The following is a 20,014-nucleotide window of genomic DNA, read 5'->3' on the forward strand; positions in this document are numbered from 1 at the left end:
CCTCTGACGTGATATAGCTTGTCGCCAGCGCCAGCCGACAGGTTCCTAACCATCTATTTTAAATCCATTTTTAGTCTGTTTTCGCGCTCTTTTTCTGTTCAGGATCTTTCCCCTGCAAGGATAAGCAGATGTACGGCGTCGTTAATCTTTCACGGCCTTAACGAGCCATTTCACCCACGGTTTCTGCATTCTTTCAGGCCAATTCTGTATGAGCGACACTCTTGTAAACTTCCCTGCTGCAAACGGCCTGAGTGCCGGGCAGCCGTTTAGCGATCCTATGGCTTCCACGCCGCGTAACCAGCTGCTTGCGCTGTTGGGGATGCAATCTCTGTTGGTGCATTCCGTCACCGCCGCAGCACGCTTAAAGCTGGCGGATATGATTGGCGAGCAAACGCTGAGTCTGACCAGCCTGGCGCAGCAAAGCCAATGCCAGCCCGAGTCACTCAGGCGTCTGCTTCGTGCGCTCGCCAGCTGCGGGATCTTTTTTGAAACCGAAGCGGGCTACCGCAACACGCCGCTTAGCGCCATGTTAGTGACTGACCGGCCAGATTCCCTGCACGGCTGGGCCTGCTTTATGGGCTCGGAGCAGGTTAACCGCTGCTTTGAACAGCTTGACGTTGCGCTGGCGGAAGACGGCCCGGTGTTTGATAAACTCTACGGGCAGTCGTTTTTCGACTATCTGGGCCAGCAACCCGAGGCCAGAGGCGTGTTCGCCAGCGCCATGACCTCCTATTCTGCTTCAGGCATTGAGGATGCGCTGGCGGCGTTTGACTTCAACCAGGCCGGGAAGCTGTTTGATATTGGCAGCGGGCTGGGTAAATTCCTGTCGGGCATTCTGGACGCCAACCCACAGCTTGAGGGGACGATTTTCGACCTGCCGGAAGTGATTGCCGAGGTGGAGAAGCAGGCCGACAGGCTAAACCCGCGCCTGGCGTGGCAGGGCGGCAATTTCTTTAGTCATATTCCTGCCGGAGCGGATACCTACATTCTGCGGCACGTTCTGCACGATTGGTCAGATGAACAGGCGCTGCTGATCCTACGTCAGTGCCGCAAGGCGATGCACGCCGACGGGCAACTGCTGATTTTCGAACATCTGCTTACCGGCCGTAATCAGCCGGATTACGCTAAATTTCTTGATTTGGTGATGCTTACCTTCCTGACCGGCCGGGAACGCAGCGAAGCCGAATACCAATGCCTGCTGGAGCAGGCTGATTTACGTATCGATCGTCTGATAAAAACGCCGGGGTTCCATACCCTGCTGGTGGTTAAACCGCGCTAGCGCTAAACGGCAGGCCCGTCGCGTTGCAGGCCTGCCATACCCCTACCAGCCGACGATCCGCTGCCACAGTTCATGCCCCTGGCCATCTTCGCTGAGGACGTGGTACTGCGGGTGCATGGCGGCGGTGGCGCAGGCGTGGTTGGGCAGAATACGCACCCGGCTGCCAACGGGGAAATTATCGACCTCAAAAGCTGACTGCGGCGGCAAAGTGATAATGCCGTGCTCCTGGTTGGTGGTCGTGACCAGAAGATTTTCGTACGGTTCACCGTTCAGGTTGCAAACCAGGCCGTAGCCATAGTCTTCGCTCTGGGGGGCGGTTCCCCGGTCTCTGGAAAGCGCCATCCAGCCCGCATCAATAAATACCCAGCCTTTCTCCCTGTTGTGGCCGATCACCGTGGCGACGACGCTAATCGCAATATCCTCCAGGCGGCAGACACCGACGTTTTTCATCACCAGGTCGAAGGTGGTAAACACCCCGGCTCTGACTTCACTGATGCCGGTAAGATCGTCCGCAAAGTGGGCCGTCGGCGTGGCGCCCACGCTTAACACCGGGCAGGCGTAACCGTGTGTGCGTAAGCGTTCACCGGCGGTTTTGATCGCGGCGCACTCGGCTCGGGCAGCGGCTAAAATCGCGTCCTCCGTGCGGCAGTTGTAGGATTCACCGGCGTGAGCCAACAGCCCGGTTAGCGTCGAACCGCTTTTTTCGATAATACGTGCCAGGTCTGGAAGGGCATCGCTATCCGGCGGTAATCCGCCGCGATGGCCGTCGCAGTCCACTTCAATAAACACCGAAAATTTGAGTCTATGCTCTTTACCAAATGCGGCCACGGCGTCGGCCTGCCGTTCGCTGTCGAGCAGAATATGAATATTCACGCCTTTGCTCATCAGCGCCGCAACGCGAGGGAGTTTATGGGGCGCAATGCCGACGGCGTAAAGCAGATTCGTGTAGCCCGCGGCAGCAAATGACTCAGCCTCGGCGAGCGTCGAAACCGTGGCCGGAGAATCACTTTGTTTAAGCAGGTAACGTGCGGCCTCAATGGAACGCAGCGTTTTAAGGTGCGGCCGGACCACGCTTCCCAGGGCGTCAACGCGGGAATAAAGCCGCTCAATGTTGAGCAGATATTTGCTTTTCTCAATCAGTAAAAAAGGGGTATCAAGGGTGGTTATCCAGTCAGCGGGCATAGCGGCTCTCCTGTTGTGTGAGAGGTTATGTTGCCATTCGTCTGATTAGGTATAAATTAATATAAAAGCAATGAATGATTAGGTTTCAGGTTAATGATAAGTAGCGACGATCTCTCTTTCTTCCGCACTATCGCCACCCACGGCACGCTGGCTGCCGCCGCAAGGGCGCTGAACGTCACGCCGCCCTCAGTCACGCAGCGTCTGAGAGGGCTGGAGCAAAGACTGGGCGTCGATCTTATTTTGCGGCCCTCGCGGCAGGTTTCGCTCACCGATGAAGGCTCGCTGCTGCTGAGCCGGGCGGAGAAAATTCTTACCGAGCTGGCGGGATTACAGGCGGCACTGGATGACCGGCGGCAGCAGGTAAGAGGCAAGCTGCGCGTGCTGGCCCCGCTGGGATTTGGCAATGACTATATCGCGCCGTTGTTGGGGGAGTATGCCGCGCAGCATGAAAACCTCGAAGTGGAGCTAACGCTGTCCGATGACCCGCACTGGGCCACGCTGCACAAGTGGGACCTGGTGATTTTTATCGGTGAGCTGCGCGACTCCAGCATGCACTGCATTAAACTTGCGCCGAACCAACGCTTCGTTTGTGCTTCACCGGATTACCTCAGCCGAAAAGGCAGGCCGCTGACGCCAGCACAGTTAGTGGAGCACGACTGTATTGCGCTGCGGGAAAACAGCGAAGACGTCACGCTGTGGCGTTTTTCCAGCCCACAAGGGGACTGCCCGCAGCGTATTACGCCAAAGCTGTCGAGCAACGAGGGGCGTGTGGTCAAAGAGTGGGCGCTGGCGGGCAGGGGAATCATCATGCGCTCCGAATGGGATGTGCTGCCGCAAATTCACCGCGGCGAGCTGGTGAGACTCCTGCCGGAATATACGCTGCCGGATGCCGACATCGTGGCGCTGAGCGGCGCGTCGCAGGCAGAAAGAAGCCCCAGGGCGCAAAGATTTATCGAGCTGCTTAAGGCGCGAATTTCTGGCAAACCCTGGGGCGAATGCGCTCATCCCTGTGCAGTCAGGGCATAGGAAGTAGGGCCCCCATCATCAACCCTGCTAAGGGTGGCAAACCCTGTCTGGTCCAGATGCATGCCTGCGATAAGCAGTTTTTCCCTTGCAGCCAGTTTCAGCACATTTTTCCGCGTTTGTTCGGCTTGCACCGGGTCAACGTCAAAGAGAATGGAGGCGGTGGGCTGCACCGACTGAATGTGGGGGTAATGAACGATGTCCCCCCATATGAGTAAGCTTTTATCATCCGCATCGATGCGAAAGCCGGTGTGGCCGGGCGTGTGGCCAGGCAACCAAACCGGGAGAATGCCCGCTGTGATTTCACCCCCGGTAAAAAAACGCAGACTTGATGCGTACGCCTCAAGTGTTTGGCGGGCCAGCCTGAAGTTAAGTTTTCCCCGCTCGTTAGCGCCTGTTTGTTTTTCATCATCCCGCCAGTAATCTGCTTCAAGAGGGTGCAGATGAAGTTCCGCCTGTCGATAGACAGGGTTTCCTTCAGCATCCAGCAGGCCACCAATATGGTCGGGGTGGCAGTGCGTTAACACGACCGCGTCCACATCATCAGGGCAGATCTCAAGAGCCGCAAGGTTGGCTCTCAGTTGCCCGCCCACATTGTTCCTCCCGCCAGTACCCGTATCCACCAGAAGAATTCGCCCCTTGCCGCGAATCAGGTAACAGTTGATATGAATATGGCCAGGCTCAGCGAGGCCAGCACTTTGCTGGATGGCTTCTGCTTCAGAGATGTCGATGCCAGAAAGTAAATCCAGGCTCGCTGGCATAGCGCCATCACTTAGGGCGGTAACCAGAAAATCGCCAATCTGGCAGGATGGAAAATATAAATGTTTCATACAGACCTCAGTGATTTTTTATCATGCTACCGGCTGTATTTTCGCGAATGAATCGATATTATTTCATCGCTCAGTGATATTTAGTCATTGAGCGTTCATTGCCCGTCCGGTTCCTGGAGGCGTATGCGTAGAAAAATTCCCAGCAGTACATCCCTGCAGGCTTTTGAGGCGGCTGCCCGTCACGGTAATTTTGCCCGAGCCGCCGAGGAGCTTTCGCTGACAGAAGGGGCTATTAGCCGCCAGATTGCACGCCTTGAATCTTTACTGGGCTGTCGATTATTTGACCGGGCAGGGAGCCGCGTAAAACTCAACCCTGTCGGGGCGCGTTATGCCTCTCATGTTCGCGAAACGCTTGAGCGAATTGAAAGAGATACTCAATACATAATGGGTATGCCCAGGGACAGCAGGAGCCTGGATATTGCCGCGCTGCCGACATTTTCGAGCCGATGGCTTATCCCCCGGCTGAGCCGTTTTACCGCCTTACATCCGGACATCACGCTAAATATTGCCGCCAGAACCGATCCTTTCGTTTTGAGCGGAAGCGGTTTTGATGCCGTCGTGCATTTTGAGCATGCCGCGTGGGCCGGGATGCGCGTGCAATTCCTCTTTGAGGAAAAACTGGTTCCCGTCTGCCACCCGGCTTTGTTAACAGGCCATGAGGGAAAGGGACAGTTGAATGATTTGCCAAGAATTCACCGACGATTGAACCCGGACGCATGGCATCACTATGCCCGGGAAACGGGAATAAGCCTTGATAATCTGGCGCAGGGCGCCCGGTACGATCTTCATGAGATGGCCATTGCTGCCGCATTGGCCGGGCAGGGCGTTGCCCTGGTGCCGCGCATGTACGTTGCACAAGAACTCGACAACGGAAGGCTGGTCGCGCCCTGGCCGGAATCGGACTCGTTGAATAAAAAATTCTGTTTTGTTAAACCGGCAGAAACGGGAATCAACGACTCCGCATTAAGAGATTTTGAACATTGGCTGCTGGCCGAAATAAATACGCAAACAGGGACATTCATCTAAGGTTATTCACGTCACCTATGATGTTCTGTTCATAACGTTTGGCCTGAATGAAAAGATCCTATATACGGTGTGGCAATGTCGACAAGCTCTAAGGACTCCAACATGAACCCCTTTCATCAACTCACCGCCACCAGCCTGACTGGCCAACAGATTTCTATGTCTGATTACGCCGGCAAGCTGGTTCTGGTGGTGAATACCGCCAGCCAGTGTGGCTTTACGCCGCAGTACGTGGGCCTTGAAGCGCTGTATAAGAAGTACGCCGCGCAGGGGCTGGTGGTGCTTGGTTTCCCCTGCAACCAGTTTGGTAAGCAGGAACCCGGCGATGCCGATGAAATCGCGCGGACCTGCCACATTAACTACGGCGTGAGCTTCCCGATGTTCGCAAAAGTCGAGGTCAACGGCACCGCCGCGCATCCTGTGTTTCGTTATCTGAAAAATGAATTGCCAGGCGTGCTGGGGGGACGTATCAAGTGGAACTTCACAAAGTTCATGATTGGACGGGACGGGAAGCCGCTCAAGCGTTTTGCACCGCTCACTACCCCGGAGAAAATGGAAGCTGCGGTCGTTGCTGCTCTTGAAATCTGAGAGTGCTTAAGCGAAGAACTGAGCGAGTCATAAAACCTGGCGATCTCTCAACCGCCAGGCTGGCAACATTAACTTCCGGTTATTTACCCAGAATCTCTCTGCGCACGATCTCGGCCCCTGCGCTTAACGCGTGCAGTTTGCCTCTCGCCACATGGCGCGGCAGCGGTGCCATGCCGCAGTTGGTGGAAGGGTAGAGATTTTCGGCATCAACAAACTGCAGCGCTTTACGTAGCGTGTTGGCCACTTCTTCCGGGGTTTCAATGGCGTGGTTGGCTACGTCGATGGCACCCACCATCACTTTCTTGCCGCGAATCAGCTCGAGCAGGTCCATCGGTACGTGGGAGTTGTGGCACTCCAGCGAGATGATGTCGATGTTCGAGGTCTGCAGTTTTGGAAACGCCTCTTCGTACTGGCGCCATTCGGAGCCCAGCGTTTTCTTCCAGTCGGTGTTGGCTTTGATGCCGTAGCCGTAACAGATGTGCACGGCGGTTTCGCACTTCAGGCCTTCGATGGCGCGTTCCAGCGTGGCGATGCCCCATTCGTTCACTTCATCGAAGAACACGTTGAAGGCTGGCTCATCAAACTGAATGATGTCCACGCCGGCGGCTTCCAGTTCTTTCGCTTCCTGGTTCAGGATTTTGGCAAATTCCCAGGCCAGTTTTTCGCGGCTTTTGTAGTGGTTGTCGTACAGCGTGTCGATCATGGTCATCGGGCCAGGCAGCGCCCATTTGATTGGCCTGTCGGTCTGTTTGCGAAGGAACTTAGCGTCTTCCACAAACACCGGTTTTTGACGAGCCACAGCGCCAACTACGGTCGGGACGCTGGCGTCGTAGCGGTTACGGATGCGCACGGTTTCGCGTTTCTCGAAATCCACGCCATCCAGGTGTTCGATAAAGGTGGTCACGAAGTGCTGACGAGTCTGCTCGCCGTCGCTGACGATGTCGATATCCGCCAGCTGTTGTTCGTGCAGCGACAGGCGCAGGGCATCCTGTTTACCCTCAATGAGTTCCTGATCCTGCAGCTTCCACGGCGACCACAGCGTTTCAGGCTGGGCCAGCCAGGACGGTTTAGGCAGGCTGCCGGCAGTGGACGTAGGCAATAATCTTTTCATGTCGAATAACCTTGTATTTGGTGTCTCAAAGAGGGTAGTTGGCAGACCACTGCTCTAAAATTGTTTGGTACGGTTTGATGAAGTGCTGTTCAGTAAACTTCCCTTGTTCGATGGCCAAACGGCTGCGTTCTTCACGATCGTAAACAATTTGAGTAAATGAATGATCCTGGTGGTTCAGGCTTGGCTGGAAGCACAGCCCGGCCGGAGAATTCGCATTGTAAATCTCCGGGCGATAGATCTTCTGGAACGTCTCCATGGTGCTGATGGTGCTGATAAGCTCGAGGTTCGAGTAGTCATTCACCAGATCGCCCGTGTGGTAGAAGGCAAAAGGCGCCACGCTGTTTGGCGGCATGAAGTAGCGAGCCTTCAGCCCCATTTTGTTGAAATAGAGATCGGTCAGGGAAGATGAATCTTGTTCATATTCGATGCCGAGCACCGGGTGGCGGTTGCCGGTCTGGCGGTAAACGTTTTTGCTGGATACGCTCAGGCAAATCACCGGGGCTTTGTTAAAGTTTTCTTTGTAGGTATCTGACCCAATAAAGTGTCTGAACAAGTTCCCGTGCAGATCGCCGTAGTTTTCCGGAATGGTGAATTTTTCACGATCCTGGTTGTACTCTGGCAGCAGGACGCTGAAATCGTAGTCGCGAACGTAGGAGGAGAAGTTGTTGCCGACGATGCCTTCGATGCGCTGGCCGGTTTTCTTATCCAGCACGTGGGTTTTTAAGATCTCAATCGCCGGGAAGGTGTTGCCCTTGCCTTCGACATCCAGCTCAACGGAAATAATTTCAAGTTCAACGCCATAGCGGTCGGAGGTCGGGTTGTCCCAGTTCGCCAGGGAGTTGAAGCGGTTATCAATCATGATCAAAGCGTTACGCAGGTTCTCCTGACGCTTCTCGCCGCGGGCCAGGTTAGCAAAATTGGTTGTGATGCGCGTATTCCCTGATGGGTTGTAATTCTCATCAAAAACAATGCTCTTAAGAGTAAAAGTAAACGCTTTAGTCATGGTAATCCGGCACCTTAATTCTGTTTTTTGGCCTGTATCTACTGCTTGATTTCTCACGGATAACCTTCGGTTATCTGTGGTTTTACCTGTCAGTAATCTTCACATTGCATGTCGTTAACAATATTGCATCTTTTATGCCTGAGTCACAGTTTTAGTAAAAGTGATTTAATTTCATTAGAACATGAACGTCGTTCATGATTTGAAAGTGGTCAGGCGCGGAGCAGTTCAATCAGCTTTTTCAGCGCCGCTGGCACCTGGCGGCGGCCGTAGTAGTACAGGTAAAACTGCTCGGGAGGAGGGAGCCACGCCGTGAGGATTTCCTGCAGGGTGCCTGAATTTATCTCATCTTCAATAAGGGAGCGGTAAACATAGGCGATACCGTTTCCTTCCAGCACCTGGCTGCGGATCATACTTTCATGGCTCAGCGCCAGGTGCCCGGGTACTGCGACAGTAAACACTCTGCCGTCGCGCAGGAATTCCCATTGGTAGCATTTCCCCGAGGGAAAAACCCGGCCGATACAGCGATGGGACAGCAGCGCCTCCGGCACCTCTGGCTCCCCGTAGCGGCGGAGGTAATCGGCGGAGGCAACGACGGAAAACTGCTGCGCGTTGCCCACCGCAACGGCGATCATCTCAGGCTGCAGACTTTGTCCGAATCGGATCCCGGCATCGCACCCCTGGCGGACAATATCGGTCAGGCGGTCATCGGCGATGATCTCCAGTCTGACCGCCGGGTAAAGCCGATGATAGTCGCTCAGGATAGGGGCGATAAGCAGCTGCGCCGCGCTGTGCGGCATATTGAGCCTGAGCGTGCCGTACACGGCCCGTCCGCTGTTCTCCAGGTCGTTGACCGCCTGATGTATGGCGGTAAGTGACGGGACTATCTGGGTAAAAAGCTGCTCCCCGGCGGCCGTCAGCGTCACGCTGCGGGTCGTGCGGTTCAGCAGACGTTGGTTCATCTGCTCTTCGAGCCCACGTACCGTATGGCTAAGCGCGGAGGCGCTGACGCCGCGCTCTTCAGCCGCCTTACGGAAGCTTTGGTGGCGCGCGACTGCCGCAAAGGCAGCCAGCACATTGAGATCCGGTATCCTATTCATGAATTTCACTCAGCAGTCCGTCAATTATTAACTATCTTATCAGCCATTATCAGAGCCGTCATACTCGCCGTACTTACAGAGGAGATGGACTATGAAAACACGTATTCTTGGCAAAAACGGGCCTGAAGTTTCCGCGTTGGGTCTTGGCTGCATGGGCATGAGTTTTGCCTACGGCGGTTCTGATGAAAAAACCGCGCTGGATACCCTGCGTCAGTCGGTGGAGGCGGGCGTCACTTTCTTTGATACCGCAGAGGTTTATGGTCCTTATGAAAACGAGGTCCTGGTGGGTAAAGCCCTGCGTCCGGTCAGAGATCGGGTCGTTATTGCCACAAAGTTTGGTTTTCATATCAAGGATGAGGGGCAAGGCCGGGAACGTATGGACGGCGTAAATAGTCGGCCAGAACACATCCGCCGGTCGGTGGAAGGGTCACTGCAGCGCCTGGGGGTGGAAACCATTGATGTGCTTTATCAGCACCGGGTGGATCCGTCCGTGCCTATTGAAGACGTGGTGGGTGCGATGGCGGATCTGGTTCAGGAGGGCAAAGTCCGCTGGCTTGGGCTGTCGGAGGCTTCCGCCGCCACGCTACGCCGGGCCTGCGCCGTTCACCCCATTTCTGCGCTGCAATCTGAATACTCTCTCTGGAGCCGCGAAGTTGAAGGCGACATCCTGCCTGTCTGCCGGGAACTGGGGGTAGGGTTTGTTCCGTATAGCCCAATCGGGCGCGGGTTCCTGTCCGGCAAGATGAAAGATCTGCAGGGACTGGCGGCTGATGACTTCCGCCGTTCTTTACCCCGCTTCCAGCAGCAGGAAATGGAGAAAAACCAGGTGCTGATTGCCGTCCTGGAAGAGATTGCGGCCGCGCATAGCGCCAGTGCCGCGCAGGTCTCTCTGGCCTGGCTACTGTCTCAGGGCGACGACATTGTGCCGATTCCGGGCGCGCGGCGTATCGGGCACATCCGGGAGAATATGGCCTCCGCCGATCTTGCTCTGGCGCCGGAGCAGATTGCTCGCTTATCGCAGGCTTTTGCGCCGGTTAACGTTGCGGGCGACCGCTACAGCCGCGCCGAGCTTGGAATGGTTAATCTGTAAACCATCGTCGACGGTGCCTGAGGGTACCGCTATTAAAACAGCTGTAAAAAACGCTTCACCGAGGACGATCGCTCAAACTGCCGCCAGGCGAGGGCGACGTCCGTTTTCACCTGGTCACCGCGTAGCGCATGAAATGTGACGTTTGGGCAGGCGATGCAGGCCATGGATTGTGGTACCAGAGCAAAGCCGAACCCGGCGCTAACCATGCTTAGCGAGGACGAGATTTGCGAGGCCTGTCGCGCCCCTTTCAGTTCAATACCTGCCCGCAGACAGGCGTTGTACATCAATTCATAGAGTCCCGGTGCCACTTCCTGAGGGAAAAGCACCGGCGTAACATCGACCAGCGCCTGCAGCGCCAGTTCGCTCTCATCGGAAAGCGGATGATCCTGATGCAGGGCTATCACCATCGGCTCCTCGTCAATCAGCTTGAGGTTAAACCGCTTGCTGCTTTCACACGGCAGACGAACAAACGCCACATCCAGCACTCCTTCATCCAGTTCCTGCATCAACCCGGCCATATTGGTCTCTCGCTGGCAGAGCTCAATGGCGGGGTAGTGCTCCTGAAACTGGCGCAGCAGAGAAAAGATCTTCGGATTAAGGGCGTTAGAGCTGGCGATGCCCAGAGACAGCTTGCCGTTAACCCCACGGGCTATGCCGCGGGCCTTCTCAAGCGCGGCGTCGCTGTGCGCCAGAATCTGGCAGGCATCCTGGTAGAACGCTTCCCCTGCATCGGTTAACTCCACGCCACGCGTTAAGCGGTGCAGCAGTGGGGTACCCACTTCGCGCTCCAGGCGCTGGATTTGCTGGCTGAGGGGGGGCTGGGAGATACCCAGTAATTCTGCTGCGCGGGTGAAGTGCCGCGTCTGGGCGACGGCGACGAAATAGCGGAGATAGCGAAGTTCCATATCAAAAACGTCTCAAACCTGGGGGATATTTATATTGGAACTGTGAGCTGGATCGAGTCAACATCTTATTAACGTTTCTTAACCTTCCCAGTGCGAGGACAGACGCGATGAGCGACCTAACACTATGTTCCTGCGAGAAAAGTCTGCTAGAAATGGTTGAGACCTTCGCCGCAAGAAATAAAGAAAACATGATATATCAGACCTCGTTGATGAGCGCGCTGCTGAGCGGAGTCTATGAAGGGGAAACCACCATGGCTGACCTGTTGAAGCAGGGCGACTTTGGTCTGGGCACCTTTAATGAACTTGATGGCGAGATGATCGCCTTTAATAGCAAAGTCTACCAGCTGCGCTCGGACGGCAGCGCCAGAGCCGCCGATCCGAAACAGAAAACGCCGTTTGCCGTGATGACCTGGTTCCGGCCGCAATACCGCTTGACCCTCGATAGCCTTACCAGCCGTCAGAAGCTACATGAGATTATCGACGCCAAAATCCCTTCCGATAACCTGTTCTGCGCGTTGCGTATCGACGGCCATTTCCGCCATGCCCATACCCGCACCGTGCCTCGCCAGAAACCGCCTTACCGCGCGATGACCGACGTGCTGGACGACCAGCCGGTGTTCCGCTTTAACGCCCGCGCCGGTGTGCTGGTGGGGTTCCGCACCCCACAGCATATGCAGGGCATTAACGTGGCGGGGTATCACGAGCACTTTATTACTGACGACCGTCAGGGTGGTGGGCATCTGCTCGACTATCAGCTTGAGCAGGGGGTGCTGACCTTCGGCGAGATCCACAAGCTGATGCTCGACCTCCCGGCAGACAGTGCGTTTCTTAACGCCAACCTGCACCCCGAAAACCTCGATGCCGCTATTCGTGCGGTCGAAAACTAGCGTTCCCTGAAGGAGAGATGAGCAATGAATAATAAAAAACCTCAGCGTCAGTGGGCGCACGGTGCTGACATGGTTGTTGGGCAGTTAGAAGCTCAGGGCGTGAAGCACGTTTTTGGCATCCCCGGCGCGAAAATTGACAAGGTTTTTGATTCCCTTAATGACTCGCCGATCGAGCTTATCCCGGTACGTCACGAGGCCAATGCGGCTTTTATGGCTGCGGCGGTCGGGCGTATTACCGGGAAAGCGGGCGTTGCGCTGGTCACTTCCGGCCCGGGGTGTTCGAACCTGATAACCGGCATGGCCACGGCGAATAGCGAAGGCGACCCGGTTGTGGCGCTGGGCGGAGCGGTAAAACGCGCGGACAAAGCCAAACAGGTACACCAGAGCATGGATACTGTGGCGATGTTCAGCCCGGTCACCAAATATTCTGTCGAGGTCTCTTCTTCCGATGCGATTGCCGAAGTGGTTTCCAATGCGTTCCGTGCCGCTGAGCATGGCCGTCCGGGCAGCGCCTTTGTGAGCCTTCCGCAGGACATATGCGACGGTCCGGCGACCGGCAATATTCTGCCTGCCAGCGGATCCATTAAAGCCGGTGCCGCGCCGGATGCTGCCATTGAGGAAGTTGCGAAGCTTATCGCGGGCGCTAAAAACCCGATCTTCCTCCTTGGCCTGATGGCAAGTCAGGATGAAAACAGCGCCGCGCTGCGCCATCTGCTTGAGAAAAGTCATATTCCGGTCACTAGCACCTATCAGGCGGCCGGGGCGGTTAATCAGCAGCATTTTTCCCGCTTTGCCGGGCGTATCGGTCTGTTTAATAACCAGGCTGGCGACCGCCTGTTACAGCTGGCGGATCTGATCGTTTGCATCGGTTACAGCCCGGTGGAATACGAGCCCGCCATGTGGAATACCGGCGATGCTACGCTGGTGCATATTGATGTGCTGCCAGCCTATGAAGAGCGTAACTATGTTCCGGACGTTGAACTGGTCGGCGACATCGCGGGGACGCTGGAAAAACTGACGTCTCGTATTGAAAAACCGCTGGTACTTAGCCCGCGCGCTTCCGAAATTCTTGTCGACAGGCAGCATCAGCGCGAACTGCTGAGCCGCCGTGGCGCGCAGCTTAATCAGTTTGCTCTCCACCCGCTGCGTATCGTTCGTGCGATGCAGGACATCGTGAATGACGACGTGACCTTAACCGTTGATATGGGCAGCTTCCATATCTGGATTGCACGTTACCTTTACAGCTTCCGCGCACGTCAGTTGATGATCTCGAACGGCCAGCAAACTATGGGCGTGGCGCTGCCGTGGGCGATTGGCGCCTGGCTGGTTAATCCGGGCCGCAAGGTGGTTTCGGTGTCCGGCGACGGCGGTTTCCTGCAGTCGAGCATGGAGCTTGAAACGGCGGTGCGCCTCGGCGCTAACGTACTGCACATCATCTGGGTGGATAACGCCTACAACATGGTGGCGATCCAGGAAGAGAAAAAATACCAGCGCCTGTCCGGCGTTAACTTTGGGCCGGTGGATTTCAAGGCTTACGCGGACGCCTTCGGCGCACGGGGCTTTGCGGTAGAAAGCGCTGAGGCGCTGGAGCCGACTTTACGTGCCGCAATGGACGTCAACGGTCCGGCGGTGGTAGCGATTCCGGTTGATTACAGCGACAACCCTCTGCTGATGAGTCAGCTGCATCTCAGCCAAATTCTTTAAATGACAGAAGGATATTGTGATGAAAAAAGTAGCACTGGTTACCGGTGCCGGTCAGGGGATCGGTAAAGCTATCGCGTTGCGCCTGGCCAAAGACGGCTTTGCCGTTGCCGTAGCCGACTATAACGCGAAAACGGCAAAAGAAGTGGCGGACGAAATCAACCGCAACGGCGGCCGCGCGCTGGAGGTGACCGTCGACGTTTCCAATCGCGATGGGGTGTTTGCCGCCGTTGAGGCTGCCCGTAAAGGGCTGGGTGGTTTTGACGTTATCGTGAACAACGCAGGGGTTGCGCCTTCTACGCCAATCGAAGACATCACCCCGGAAATCGTCGACAAGGTTTACAACATCAACGTGAAAGGCGTTATCTGGGGTATTCAGGCCGCGGTTAAAGCCTTCAAAGCGGAAGGCCACGGCGGGAAAATCATCAACGCCTGTTCCCAGGCAGGGCATGTGGGCAACCCTGAGCTGGCCGTTTACAGTTCCAGCAAATTTGCCGTTCGCGGCCTGACCCAAACCGCCGCGCGTGACCTGGCTCCGCTTGGCATCACCGTTAATGGTTACTGCCCGGGGATCGTCAAAACCCCGATGTGGGCCGAAATTGACCGCCAGGTTTCAGAAGCCGCAGGCAAACCGCTCGGCTACGGCACCGCCGAGTTTGCTAAACGCATTACGCTTGGTCGTCTGTCCGAGCCGAAAGATGTCGCGGCCTGCGTGTCTTACCTGGCAAGCGCGGATTCCGACTACATGACCGGCCAGTCACTGCTTATCGACGGTGGGATGGTCTTTAACTAAGACGACAGTTTTACTGTGGAGTACCTTTTGGCCTGACGGGGAACCGTTGGGCCTTTTTTATTTGCCGCTGTTTATCTGAAGTTTTTCATCCACCTCTATACTTTGTCATGGCAACTACCAGAAAAATCACAGAAAGGACTGTTCATGACAAACCAGCCGCAGACGGACGGTGCGGAAGCCTCCGGGACCTCGCCGCATAAGTTTATTCTCGCCGGGAGCGCGCTCGGCGTGGTGTTCGGCGATATCGGCACCAGCCCGCTTTATACCCTGAAAACGGTACTGTTGCTTTCCGGGAACAACCCAACCCCGTCGGTGATATTGGGGCTGCTGTCGCTGATTATCTGGACGCTTATCCTTATTACCTCGGTAAAGTATGCGATGTTCGCCATGCGCATCGACAACCACGGTGAGGGCGGGATTATGGCGCTGATGTCGCTGCTGGTGGCTCGGGACAAAGGCTCGCGCTGGGTGGTGCTGGCGGCCTTATTGGGCGCAGCGCTGATTTATGGCGACGGGGCGATTACGCCCGCTATTTCGGTGCTCTCCGCCATTGAAGGGCTGAACATGATCCTGCCGGAGGCAGAAACCTGGGTGTTGCCGATTGCGGTGACCATTCTGGTGCTGCTGTTTGCCGTTCAGCCATTTGGTACGGCGAAGATCGGCAAAGTTTTCGGGCCGATTATGGCACTGTGGTTTATTTCTATCGCCGGGCTGGGGATTTGGGGCATTGCCCAGCATCCTGCCGTGCTGCTGGCTATCAATCCGTGGTACGGCCTGCAGTTCCTTGTGTCCAATGGTTTTGTCAGCTTTATGGTGCTGGGCGGCGTGTTTCTGTGCGTTACCGGGGCGGAAGCGCTGTATGCCGACATGGGGCATTTCGGCAAAAAGCCTATCTGGCTGGCGTGGTACGGCGTGGTGTTTCCGAGCCTGCTGCTCAACTATGCCGGGCAGTCGGCGCTGATCCTTTCCGGGGCCGATATCACCCAGAATATCTTCTTCCGCCTTTGCCCACCTGCGCTGCTGATCCCGCTGGTGATCCTTGCCACGCTCGCCACAATTATCGCCAGCCAGGCGATTATCACCGGGGCGTTCTCGATGACCCGACAGGCAATACAGCTGGGCTGGCTGCCGCGCCTGCGTATTCGCCAGACGGCAGCGGAGAGCTACGGGCAAATTTATATCGGCACAATCAACTGGCTGTTGATGGGCGTTACGCTGTTCCTGACGGTGTTCTTTAAGTCGTCTGAAAATCTCGCGGCGGCTTACGGGATAGCCGTTTCCCTCACCATGCTGATGACGTCCGGGCTACTGTACGTGGCAATGCGCCACATCTGGCAGTGGCGGCGGCTGACCAGCGCGCTGGTGGCGGGGGGCTTTTTAATTGTCGATACCTGCTTCCTTATAGCCAACCTGATTAAGGTGCTGGAAGGCGGGTATATTCCGCTGCTGCTGGCGGCGGTAGTCTGCACCACGATGCTGGTCTGGCACCGTGGCGCGACGGCGGCGTCTCGTGCGGTGAACGAAAAGGTTATCGACGTAAACACGTTTTTTGCCGCCCTGAAAGAGCGAGAAGTGCCGCGCGTGCAGGGTTCGGCGGTGTTCCTGACCAAAACCCGCAACGGCATCCCGCCGGTGATGCGCTGGCACGTGGCCCGCAACCACGCCCTGCAGCAGCAGGTGCTGTCGCTGACAATTTCAATCATGAACGTGCCGCGCGTGCCGGCCGGTGAAAGGCTGATTATCGTGGAGCAGGCCCCAGGCTACTGGCGCGGTATTGCCCAGTACGGTTTTATGGAGCGGCCACATATTCCTGAGCTGATGGCGAGGTTAGGGGAAATGGCGTGCGCCTTTAGCGTTGAGGACGTGACGTATTACCTTGGCCATGAAACCATTGTTGCCCGGGAGGACGGCAACGGTCTGCCCGGTTGGCAGCGCAAGTGTTTCGCCTTTATGGTGAGAAACGCCACGCATGTGACGCATTATTACCGCTTGCCGAGCGACCGGGTTGTCGAGATAAGCCGCAGGATAGCGATTTAGCCAGCGCGCAGAACCAGGCCGATAAAACCGTCGATGTCGTCCAGCGCCAGTTGCCTGTCGGCGGGGGCTGAGGCGACGAGCAGTTTGTCGGCGTAGCCATTCAGCAGGGCGCTGAACTGGCGAGTGGTTCTGGCTGCATCTACCGCCCTAAACACGCCGGCCTTAATGCCATCATCGACAATATCGGCCAGCACCTTTTCCCATTTCTGCGTCATCAACAGCGCCAGCTCGGCCCAGAGGCTACTGTGTGCCGCCTGGTGCCAGAGCGCGCCGTAAAGCTGCCAGACCGCGTCCGGCGCGTGGGGAAGGTAAATATGGATCAGGCGTTGAAGCTTATTTTCCGGAGAAAGAGCAAGCGTTTCGTCGGTAAACCTGTGCAGGTCGGCCATTAAAAACTCGGTCATGGCCTCAATGCACAGCGTTTGCCAGTCGCGAAAGTAGTGATAAATGTGGCTACGCGAAATGCCCACCCGCTCGGTTAGCTCGCGGGTGGTGACTTTCTCGACGCCTTTCTCAATGAACAGCTCAATGGCCCCGCTCAGGATTTTGCTTCTCAGCGTGTCCGGTGCTTCTTTCATGATGTATCCACAGTTATCTAAAACGCTAATGCGGCATCTTATCAGTTTTTAACTATCTGGCTGGATCGGTTTTGTGGTTGGCGCAGCACATATTTCAATACCGCAGTACTGACGGCGACCAGCGCAGCAGCGCAGATCACCACGGTCAGATAGGCCTGGCTGAAGGCGGTACGCGCCAGGTCCGTTAGCATCTCAGCGCTTGCCTTACTCATAGTGCCAGCAAGATGCAGCGCCTCGTCCAGGCTGTCATAGGCCGTATTTCCGGTGACTAACCCATTCGGCAGTACCAGGCTTGCGCTGTAGACGGCAGTCATCAGCCCACCCAGCAAGGTGACACCGAACACGCCGCCCATTTCCCAGGAAACGTCCTCTATCGCCGCGACCATCCCGGCTTTCTCTTCCGGGGCGTTAAGCATGATTGAGGTCGAAGCCGCGGTAAACGCTACGCCTAGCCCCAGTCCGATGACAAATAGCGCGCCGAGCTGCGGCGTCAGGCTGTAATCGGCCAGCAAAGCCATGCCGCTCATGCCAATCGTCGTGACCAGCAGGCCAAAGACCATTAATTTTGCACCTCCCCAGCGCGGCAGCATGACGCCCGCCAGCGGTGAGGCAAGGGCGGAGCCAATCGGGATGGGTAAAATTGACAGTCCCGCTAATAGCGGCGTCAGGCCCAGTACCAGCTGTAGACGCTGGGTCAACACCAGCTCAATGCCGGTCAACGCGATCATGGTGATGATTGCCACGCTAATGCCGCTGGCAAACATGCGGTTACGGAACAAAGAGAAGTCGATCATCGGCTGTGCCGAACGCTGCTGGCGGCGGACAAACAGCGTTAAAAATACCACGCCAGCCAGCAGGGAGCCCACAACGATAAGCAGCGATGCGTCCATTTTGCTCAGTTCCTTCAGGGCATAAATAACGCCCACCAGACCCAACATAATCAGCAGCGATGCGGTGAAGTCGCATGGGCGACTCGCGTTTCCTGCATCTCGCGGGATCAGGAACCAGGCAAAGACAATGACCAGCAACACGACCGGCACATTAATAAGGAAGACCGAGCCCCACCAGAAGTATTCAAGCAATACGCCGCCGATAACAGGGCCAAGCGCGGCCGCAGCAGAGGCGACGGCAGACCAGATACCGATAGCCAACGCGCGCTCGCGTTCGTTGATAAAGACCTGACGCACGATGGCAAGCGTTGCGGGCATCATCATCGTTGCGCCAATGGCCAGTAATACGCGCGAAGCGATCAGCAGTTCAGCCGTGGGCGAATAAGCCGCACAAAGCGAAGCTATACCGAAAACCGGTAGCCCGGACATAAACATCAGTTTGTGGCCAAGACGATCGCTCAGCATACCCGCGCCGGGCAGAAGGCCTGCCGCCACGAGCGGGTAGGCGTTGATGATCCACAGCTTTTCTGACGCCGTTGCGTTTAAAGCCTGGGTGAGCCGCGGCAGCGCGGTATAGAGCACCGTCATATCAATAATGATCAGAAACAGGGTGCTGGTCAGGATCGCCAGAATCAGCCAGCGATGAGTGAAGCGCATGATGAATGCCTCTAAAAAGAACAAATTTGAGCGGTTGCTCAAGTGTGAAATATACTTGAGCAACCGCTCAAATACAAGCGTGGCTCGTGCGTCTGTTTCGCGGTGGTTTACTTGTTGTAGGGGGCGTGACCAGGATAAGGTAAGCGCCTGAGTAGCAGTAAATACCGGTTTCAGCAGAAGGCAGGGAAATGAAAAAACTGATCGTTATGTTACACGGCGTAGGAAGTTCAGGGGCGGATCTGGAAGGACTGGGACTCTTCGTTCAGCAGGTGATGCCGGAAGTGTTATTTGCTTCGCCGAACGGCACCGAGCCGTTTGACGGCGGCGGCGATGCCTGGCAGTGGTTCAGCCTTGCGGGCGTTACCGAGCAAAATCGGCCGCAGCGTGTGATTAGCGCCCGTAGCGCGTTTGACGCAAAGCTGCAGGCGATTTTTGAGCAGCATGATGTCACGCCGGGTAAAGATAGGGTCATTCTGCTGGGCTTTTCGCAAGGTTCGATTATGGCCCTGGATGTGCTGGCCACTTCGCGTTTCCCATTGGCCGGAGTGGTCGCGTTTTCCGGGCGTCTTGCTTCACCAAAACCGTACCACGTTGCGGCAGATGCGTCGGCGCTGCTGATTCATGGTATGGCCGACCAGGTGATTCCGTGGTCTGAAAGTGAAGCGGCAGCCGCGGCGCTGACGGAGGCGGGCGCAGAAGTCGAAACGCTGTTTGAGCCGGGCGTGGTGCATACCATCAGTGCGGATGGGGTGTCGCAGGCGCTGGGGTATATTGCGGAGCGTTTTGAGTTAGATCCAGAGTAGTTTTTCCCTTCATCCCTCAGCGGCTGCCTCTAAATCACAAATATCCTCGGCTATGCAGGGCCGGTTAAATTTCCGTTCACTTCCAGCCCTGTTTTATATGCAGTCACCGAACCGGTGAACGTCTCGGGAGAATCATCGTCATTCCCCCGAGACCCCGGACTCCCGGCCAAATAAATCGACCGCTGAAGCGGCAGACCTCTGTTTTATCTCCCAGTCCTGGGTCGGCTGAGATGCGTTCCCGACGCTCTCAGCCTCCGGCCGTTCCCGACGTCCGGACCCTGGCCAGTCGGAGAGAAAACGGAGGCGATTTAAGCCGGAACCGAGCCTCGCTTCAAGCTTATAGCCACGCTGAACATAAAAGTCGCTGCAAGTCCCACAGCTACGACCTTGTTCCCGGCTCTCATCGCCCCCGGTGATGACCCAACTCAGGCGGGGTTGAGCTGCCGGGAGCAGCGAAAGAGAGCGATCGTCGGGAACGAATCGCGAACGACCCCGAATGTTTGGGTGATAGCCGGTGGGTTTACCGCTTCAGCGGCG

18 protein-coding genes are annotated in these 20,014 nt (G+C 56.3%); 10 read left to right on the plus strand and 8 right to left on the minus strand.

Features of this window, described 5'->3' with window-relative positions; all coding sequences use genetic code 11:
* Positions 1-208 precede the first annotated feature (208 nt).
* A complete protein-coding gene (locus tag VGM55_RS17310; RefSeq protein WP_154185856.1) occupies positions 209-1,279 on the plus strand; it encodes a methyltransferase in 1,071 nt (356 codons plus the stop codon).
* 42 nt (positions 1,280-1,321) lie between these two features.
* On the opposite strand, the gene VGM55_RS17315 is transcribed toward VGM55_RS17310, so the two are convergent.
* On the minus strand, positions 1,322-2,461 hold the full coding sequence (locus VGM55_RS17315) for a DSD1 family PLP-dependent enzyme (RefSeq protein ID WP_331636140.1): 1,140 nt from the start codon (positions 2,459-2,461) through the stop codon (positions 1,322-1,324).
* 93 nt (positions 2,462-2,554) lie between these two features.
* Here VGM55_RS17315 and VGM55_RS17320 point away from each other — a divergent pair, with 93 nt between their 5' ends.
* Positions 2,555-3,487, plus strand: a complete 933-nt coding sequence (locus VGM55_RS17320; RefSeq protein WP_331636141.1) for a LysR family transcriptional regulator — start codon at positions 2,555-2,557, stop codon at positions 3,485-3,487.
* On the opposite strand, the gene VGM55_RS17325 is transcribed toward VGM55_RS17320, so the two are convergent.
* Positions 3,463-4,314, minus strand: a complete 852-nt coding sequence (locus VGM55_RS17325) for an MBL fold metallo-hydrolase (protein WP_154185852.1) — start codon at positions 4,312-4,314, stop codon at positions 3,463-3,465. The two genes, VGM55_RS17320 and VGM55_RS17325, sit on opposite strands and share 25 nt — an antisense overlap.
* Before the next feature lie 123 nt (positions 4,315-4,437).
* Between VGM55_RS17325 and VGM55_RS17330 the strand changes: the two genes are divergently transcribed.
* Both VGM55_RS17330 and VGM55_RS17335 read left to right on the plus strand, forming a co-directional pair.
* Complete coding sequence (locus VGM55_RS17330) at positions 4,438-5,340, plus strand: LysR substrate-binding domain-containing protein (RefSeq protein WP_154185850.1); 903 nt, start codon at positions 4,438-4,440, stop codon at positions 5,338-5,340.
* Positions 5,341-5,442: 102 nt separating this feature from the next.
* The gene (locus VGM55_RS17335; RefSeq protein ID WP_331636142.1) at positions 5,443-5,925 is read left to right on the plus strand and encodes a glutathione peroxidase; all 483 of its coding nucleotides are present in this window, start codon (positions 5,443-5,445) and stop codon (positions 5,923-5,925) included.
* Between the two features lie 79 nt (positions 5,926-6,004).
* Here VGM55_RS17335 and VGM55_RS17340 read toward each other — a convergent pair whose 3' ends face one another.
* The 3 genes from VGM55_RS17340 to VGM55_RS17350 all read right to left on the minus strand — a co-directional run bounded on the left by VGM55_RS17340 (position 6,005) and on the right by VGM55_RS17350 (position 9,136).
* Complete coding sequence (locus VGM55_RS17340) at positions 6,005-7,036, minus strand: methionine synthase (RefSeq protein ID WP_154185846.1); 1,032 nt, start codon at positions 7,034-7,036, stop codon at positions 6,005-6,007.
* Positions 7,037-7,061: 25 nt separating this feature from the next.
* Positions 7,062-8,039, minus strand: coding sequence for a DUF1852 domain-containing protein (locus tag VGM55_RS17345; protein WP_154185844.1), 978 nt, complete (start codon positions 8,037-8,039; stop codon positions 7,062-7,064).
* A gap of 209 nt (positions 8,040-8,248) precedes the next feature.
* Positions 8,249-9,136, minus strand: coding sequence for a LysR family transcriptional regulator (locus VGM55_RS17350; RefSeq protein WP_331636143.1), 888 nt, complete (start codon positions 9,134-9,136; stop codon positions 8,249-8,251).
* Positions 9,137-9,227: 91 nt separating this feature from the next.
* Between VGM55_RS17350 and VGM55_RS17355 the strand changes: the two genes are divergently transcribed.
* On the plus strand, positions 9,228-10,226 hold the full coding sequence (locus tag VGM55_RS17355) for an aldo/keto reductase (protein WP_331636144.1): 999 nt from the start codon (positions 9,228-9,230) through the stop codon (positions 10,224-10,226).
* Positions 10,227-10,258: 32 nt separating this feature from the next.
* Here the strand turns inward: VGM55_RS17355 and VGM55_RS17360 are convergent, their stop codons facing one another.
* The gene (locus VGM55_RS17360; protein WP_331636145.1) at positions 10,259-11,131 is read right to left on the minus strand and encodes a LysR family transcriptional regulator; all 873 of its coding nucleotides are present in this window, start codon (positions 11,129-11,131) and stop codon (positions 10,259-10,261) included.
* 107 nt (positions 11,132-11,238) lie between these two features.
* On the opposite strand from VGM55_RS17360, the gene budA reads away from it, so the two are divergent.
* The 4 genes from budA (at position 11,239) to VGM55_RS17380 (ending at position 16,549) form a co-directional block, all read left to right on the plus strand.
* Complete coding sequence (gene budA / locus VGM55_RS17365) at positions 11,239-12,018, plus strand: acetolactate decarboxylase (protein ID WP_331636146.1); 780 nt, start codon at positions 11,239-11,241, stop codon at positions 12,016-12,018.
* 24 nt (positions 12,019-12,042) lie between these two features.
* Positions 12,043-13,722: an acetolactate synthase AlsS gene (gene alsS / locus VGM55_RS17370; protein WP_154185835.1), complete on the plus strand. Its 1,680-nt coding sequence runs from the start codon at positions 12,043-12,045 to the stop codon at positions 13,720-13,722.
* A 19-nt stretch (positions 13,723-13,741) separates the two neighbouring features.
* Positions 13,742-14,512 carry a (S)-acetoin forming diacetyl reductase gene (locus tag VGM55_RS17375; protein WP_331636147.1) on the plus strand — a complete coding sequence of 257 codons (771 nt, stop codon included), beginning with the start codon at positions 13,742-13,744 and terminating at the stop codon, positions 14,510-14,512.
* 144 nt (positions 14,513-14,656) lie between these two features.
* Positions 14,657-16,549 (plus strand): potassium transporter Kup, encoded by a 1,893-nt coding sequence (locus VGM55_RS17380; RefSeq protein WP_154185831.1) that lies wholly within the window; start codon positions 14,657-14,659, stop codon positions 16,547-16,549.
* On the opposite strand, the gene VGM55_RS17385 is transcribed toward VGM55_RS17380, so the two are convergent.
* Together VGM55_RS17385 and VGM55_RS17390 are read right to left on the minus strand one after the other, a co-directional pair.
* The gene (locus VGM55_RS17385; RefSeq protein ID WP_331636149.1) at positions 16,546-17,127 is read right to left on the minus strand and encodes a TetR/AcrR family transcriptional regulator; all 582 of its coding nucleotides are present in this window, start codon (positions 17,125-17,127) and stop codon (positions 16,546-16,548) included. The two genes, VGM55_RS17380 and VGM55_RS17385, sit on opposite strands and share 4 nt — an antisense overlap.
* Positions 17,128-17,168: 41 nt before the next feature.
* Positions 17,169-18,674: an MFS transporter gene (locus VGM55_RS17390; protein WP_331636150.1), complete on the minus strand. Its 1,506-nt coding sequence runs from the start codon at positions 18,672-18,674 to the stop codon at positions 17,169-17,171.
* Positions 18,675-18,835: 161 nt separating this feature from the next.
* On the opposite strand from VGM55_RS17390, the gene VGM55_RS17395 reads away from it, so the two are divergent.
* Positions 18,836-19,477 (plus strand): alpha/beta hydrolase, encoded by a 642-nt coding sequence (locus VGM55_RS17395; protein WP_331636152.1) that lies wholly within the window; start codon positions 18,836-18,838, stop codon positions 19,475-19,477.
* The last annotated feature ends 537 nt before the right edge of the window (positions 19,478-20,014 follow it).

Source organism: Cedecea sp. (genome assembly GCF_036500665.1).
In the GTDB taxonomy this organism is placed as follows: Bacteria; Pseudomonadota; Gammaproteobacteria; order Enterobacterales; family Enterobacteriaceae; genus Cedecea.

Bases quoted from the DNA above. Each gene is read 5' to 3' on its own strand.
- VGM55_RS17390 (WP_331636150.1), bottom strand. From the start codon at position 18,674: ATGCGCTTCACTCATCGCTGGCTGATTCTGGCGATCCTGACCAGCACC.
- budA (WP_331636146.1), top strand. From the start codon at position 11,239: ATGAGCGACCTAACACTATGTTCCTGCGAGAAAAGTCTGCTAGAAATG.
- VGM55_RS17330 (WP_154185850.1), top strand. From the start codon at position 4,438: ATGCGTAGAAAAATTCCCAGCAGTACATCCCTGCAGGCTTTTGAGGCG.
- VGM55_RS17350 (WP_331636143.1), bottom strand. From the start codon at position 9,136: ATGAATAGGATACCGGATCTCAATGTGCTGGCTGCCTTTGCGGCAGTC.
- VGM55_RS17340 (WP_154185846.1), bottom strand. From the start codon at position 7,036: ATGAAAAGATTATTGCCTACGTCCACTGCCGGCAGCCTGCCTAAACCG.
- VGM55_RS17385 (WP_331636149.1), bottom strand. From the start codon at position 17,127: ATGAAAGAAGCACCGGACACGCTGAGAAGCAAAATCCTGAGCGGGGCC.
- VGM55_RS17345 (WP_154185844.1), bottom strand. From the start codon at position 8,039: ATGACTAAAGCGTTTACTTTTACTCTTAAGAGCATTGTTTTTGATGAG.
- VGM55_RS17320 (WP_331636141.1), top strand. From the start codon at position 2,555: ATGATAAGTAGCGACGATCTCTCTTTCTTCCGCACTATCGCCACCCAC.
- VGM55_RS17315 (WP_331636140.1), bottom strand. From the start codon at position 2,461: ATGCCCGCTGACTGGATAACCACCCTTGATACCCCTTTTTTACTGATT.
- VGM55_RS17380 (WP_154185831.1), top strand. From the start codon at position 14,657: ATGACAAACCAGCCGCAGACGGACGGTGCGGAAGCCTCCGGGACCTCG.
- VGM55_RS17335 (WP_331636142.1), top strand. From the start codon at position 5,443: ATGAACCCCTTTCATCAACTCACCGCCACCAGCCTGACTGGCCAACAG.
- VGM55_RS17360 (WP_331636145.1), bottom strand. From the start codon at position 11,131: ATGGAACTTCGCTATCTCCGCTATTTCGTCGCCGTCGCCCAGACGCGG.
- VGM55_RS17310 (WP_154185856.1), top strand. From the start codon at position 209: ATGAGCGACACTCTTGTAAACTTCCCTGCTGCAAACGGCCTGAGTGCC.
- VGM55_RS17375 (WP_331636147.1), top strand. From the start codon at position 13,742: ATGAAAAAAGTAGCACTGGTTACCGGTGCCGGTCAGGGGATCGGTAAA.
- alsS (WP_154185835.1), top strand. From the start codon at position 12,043: ATGAATAATAAAAAACCTCAGCGTCAGTGGGCGCACGGTGCTGACATG.
- VGM55_RS17355 (WP_331636144.1), top strand. From the start codon at position 9,228: ATGAAAACACGTATTCTTGGCAAAAACGGGCCTGAAGTTTCCGCGTTG.
- VGM55_RS17325 (WP_154185852.1), bottom strand. From the start codon at position 4,314: ATGAAACATTTATATTTTCCATCCTGCCAGATTGGCGATTTTCTGGTT.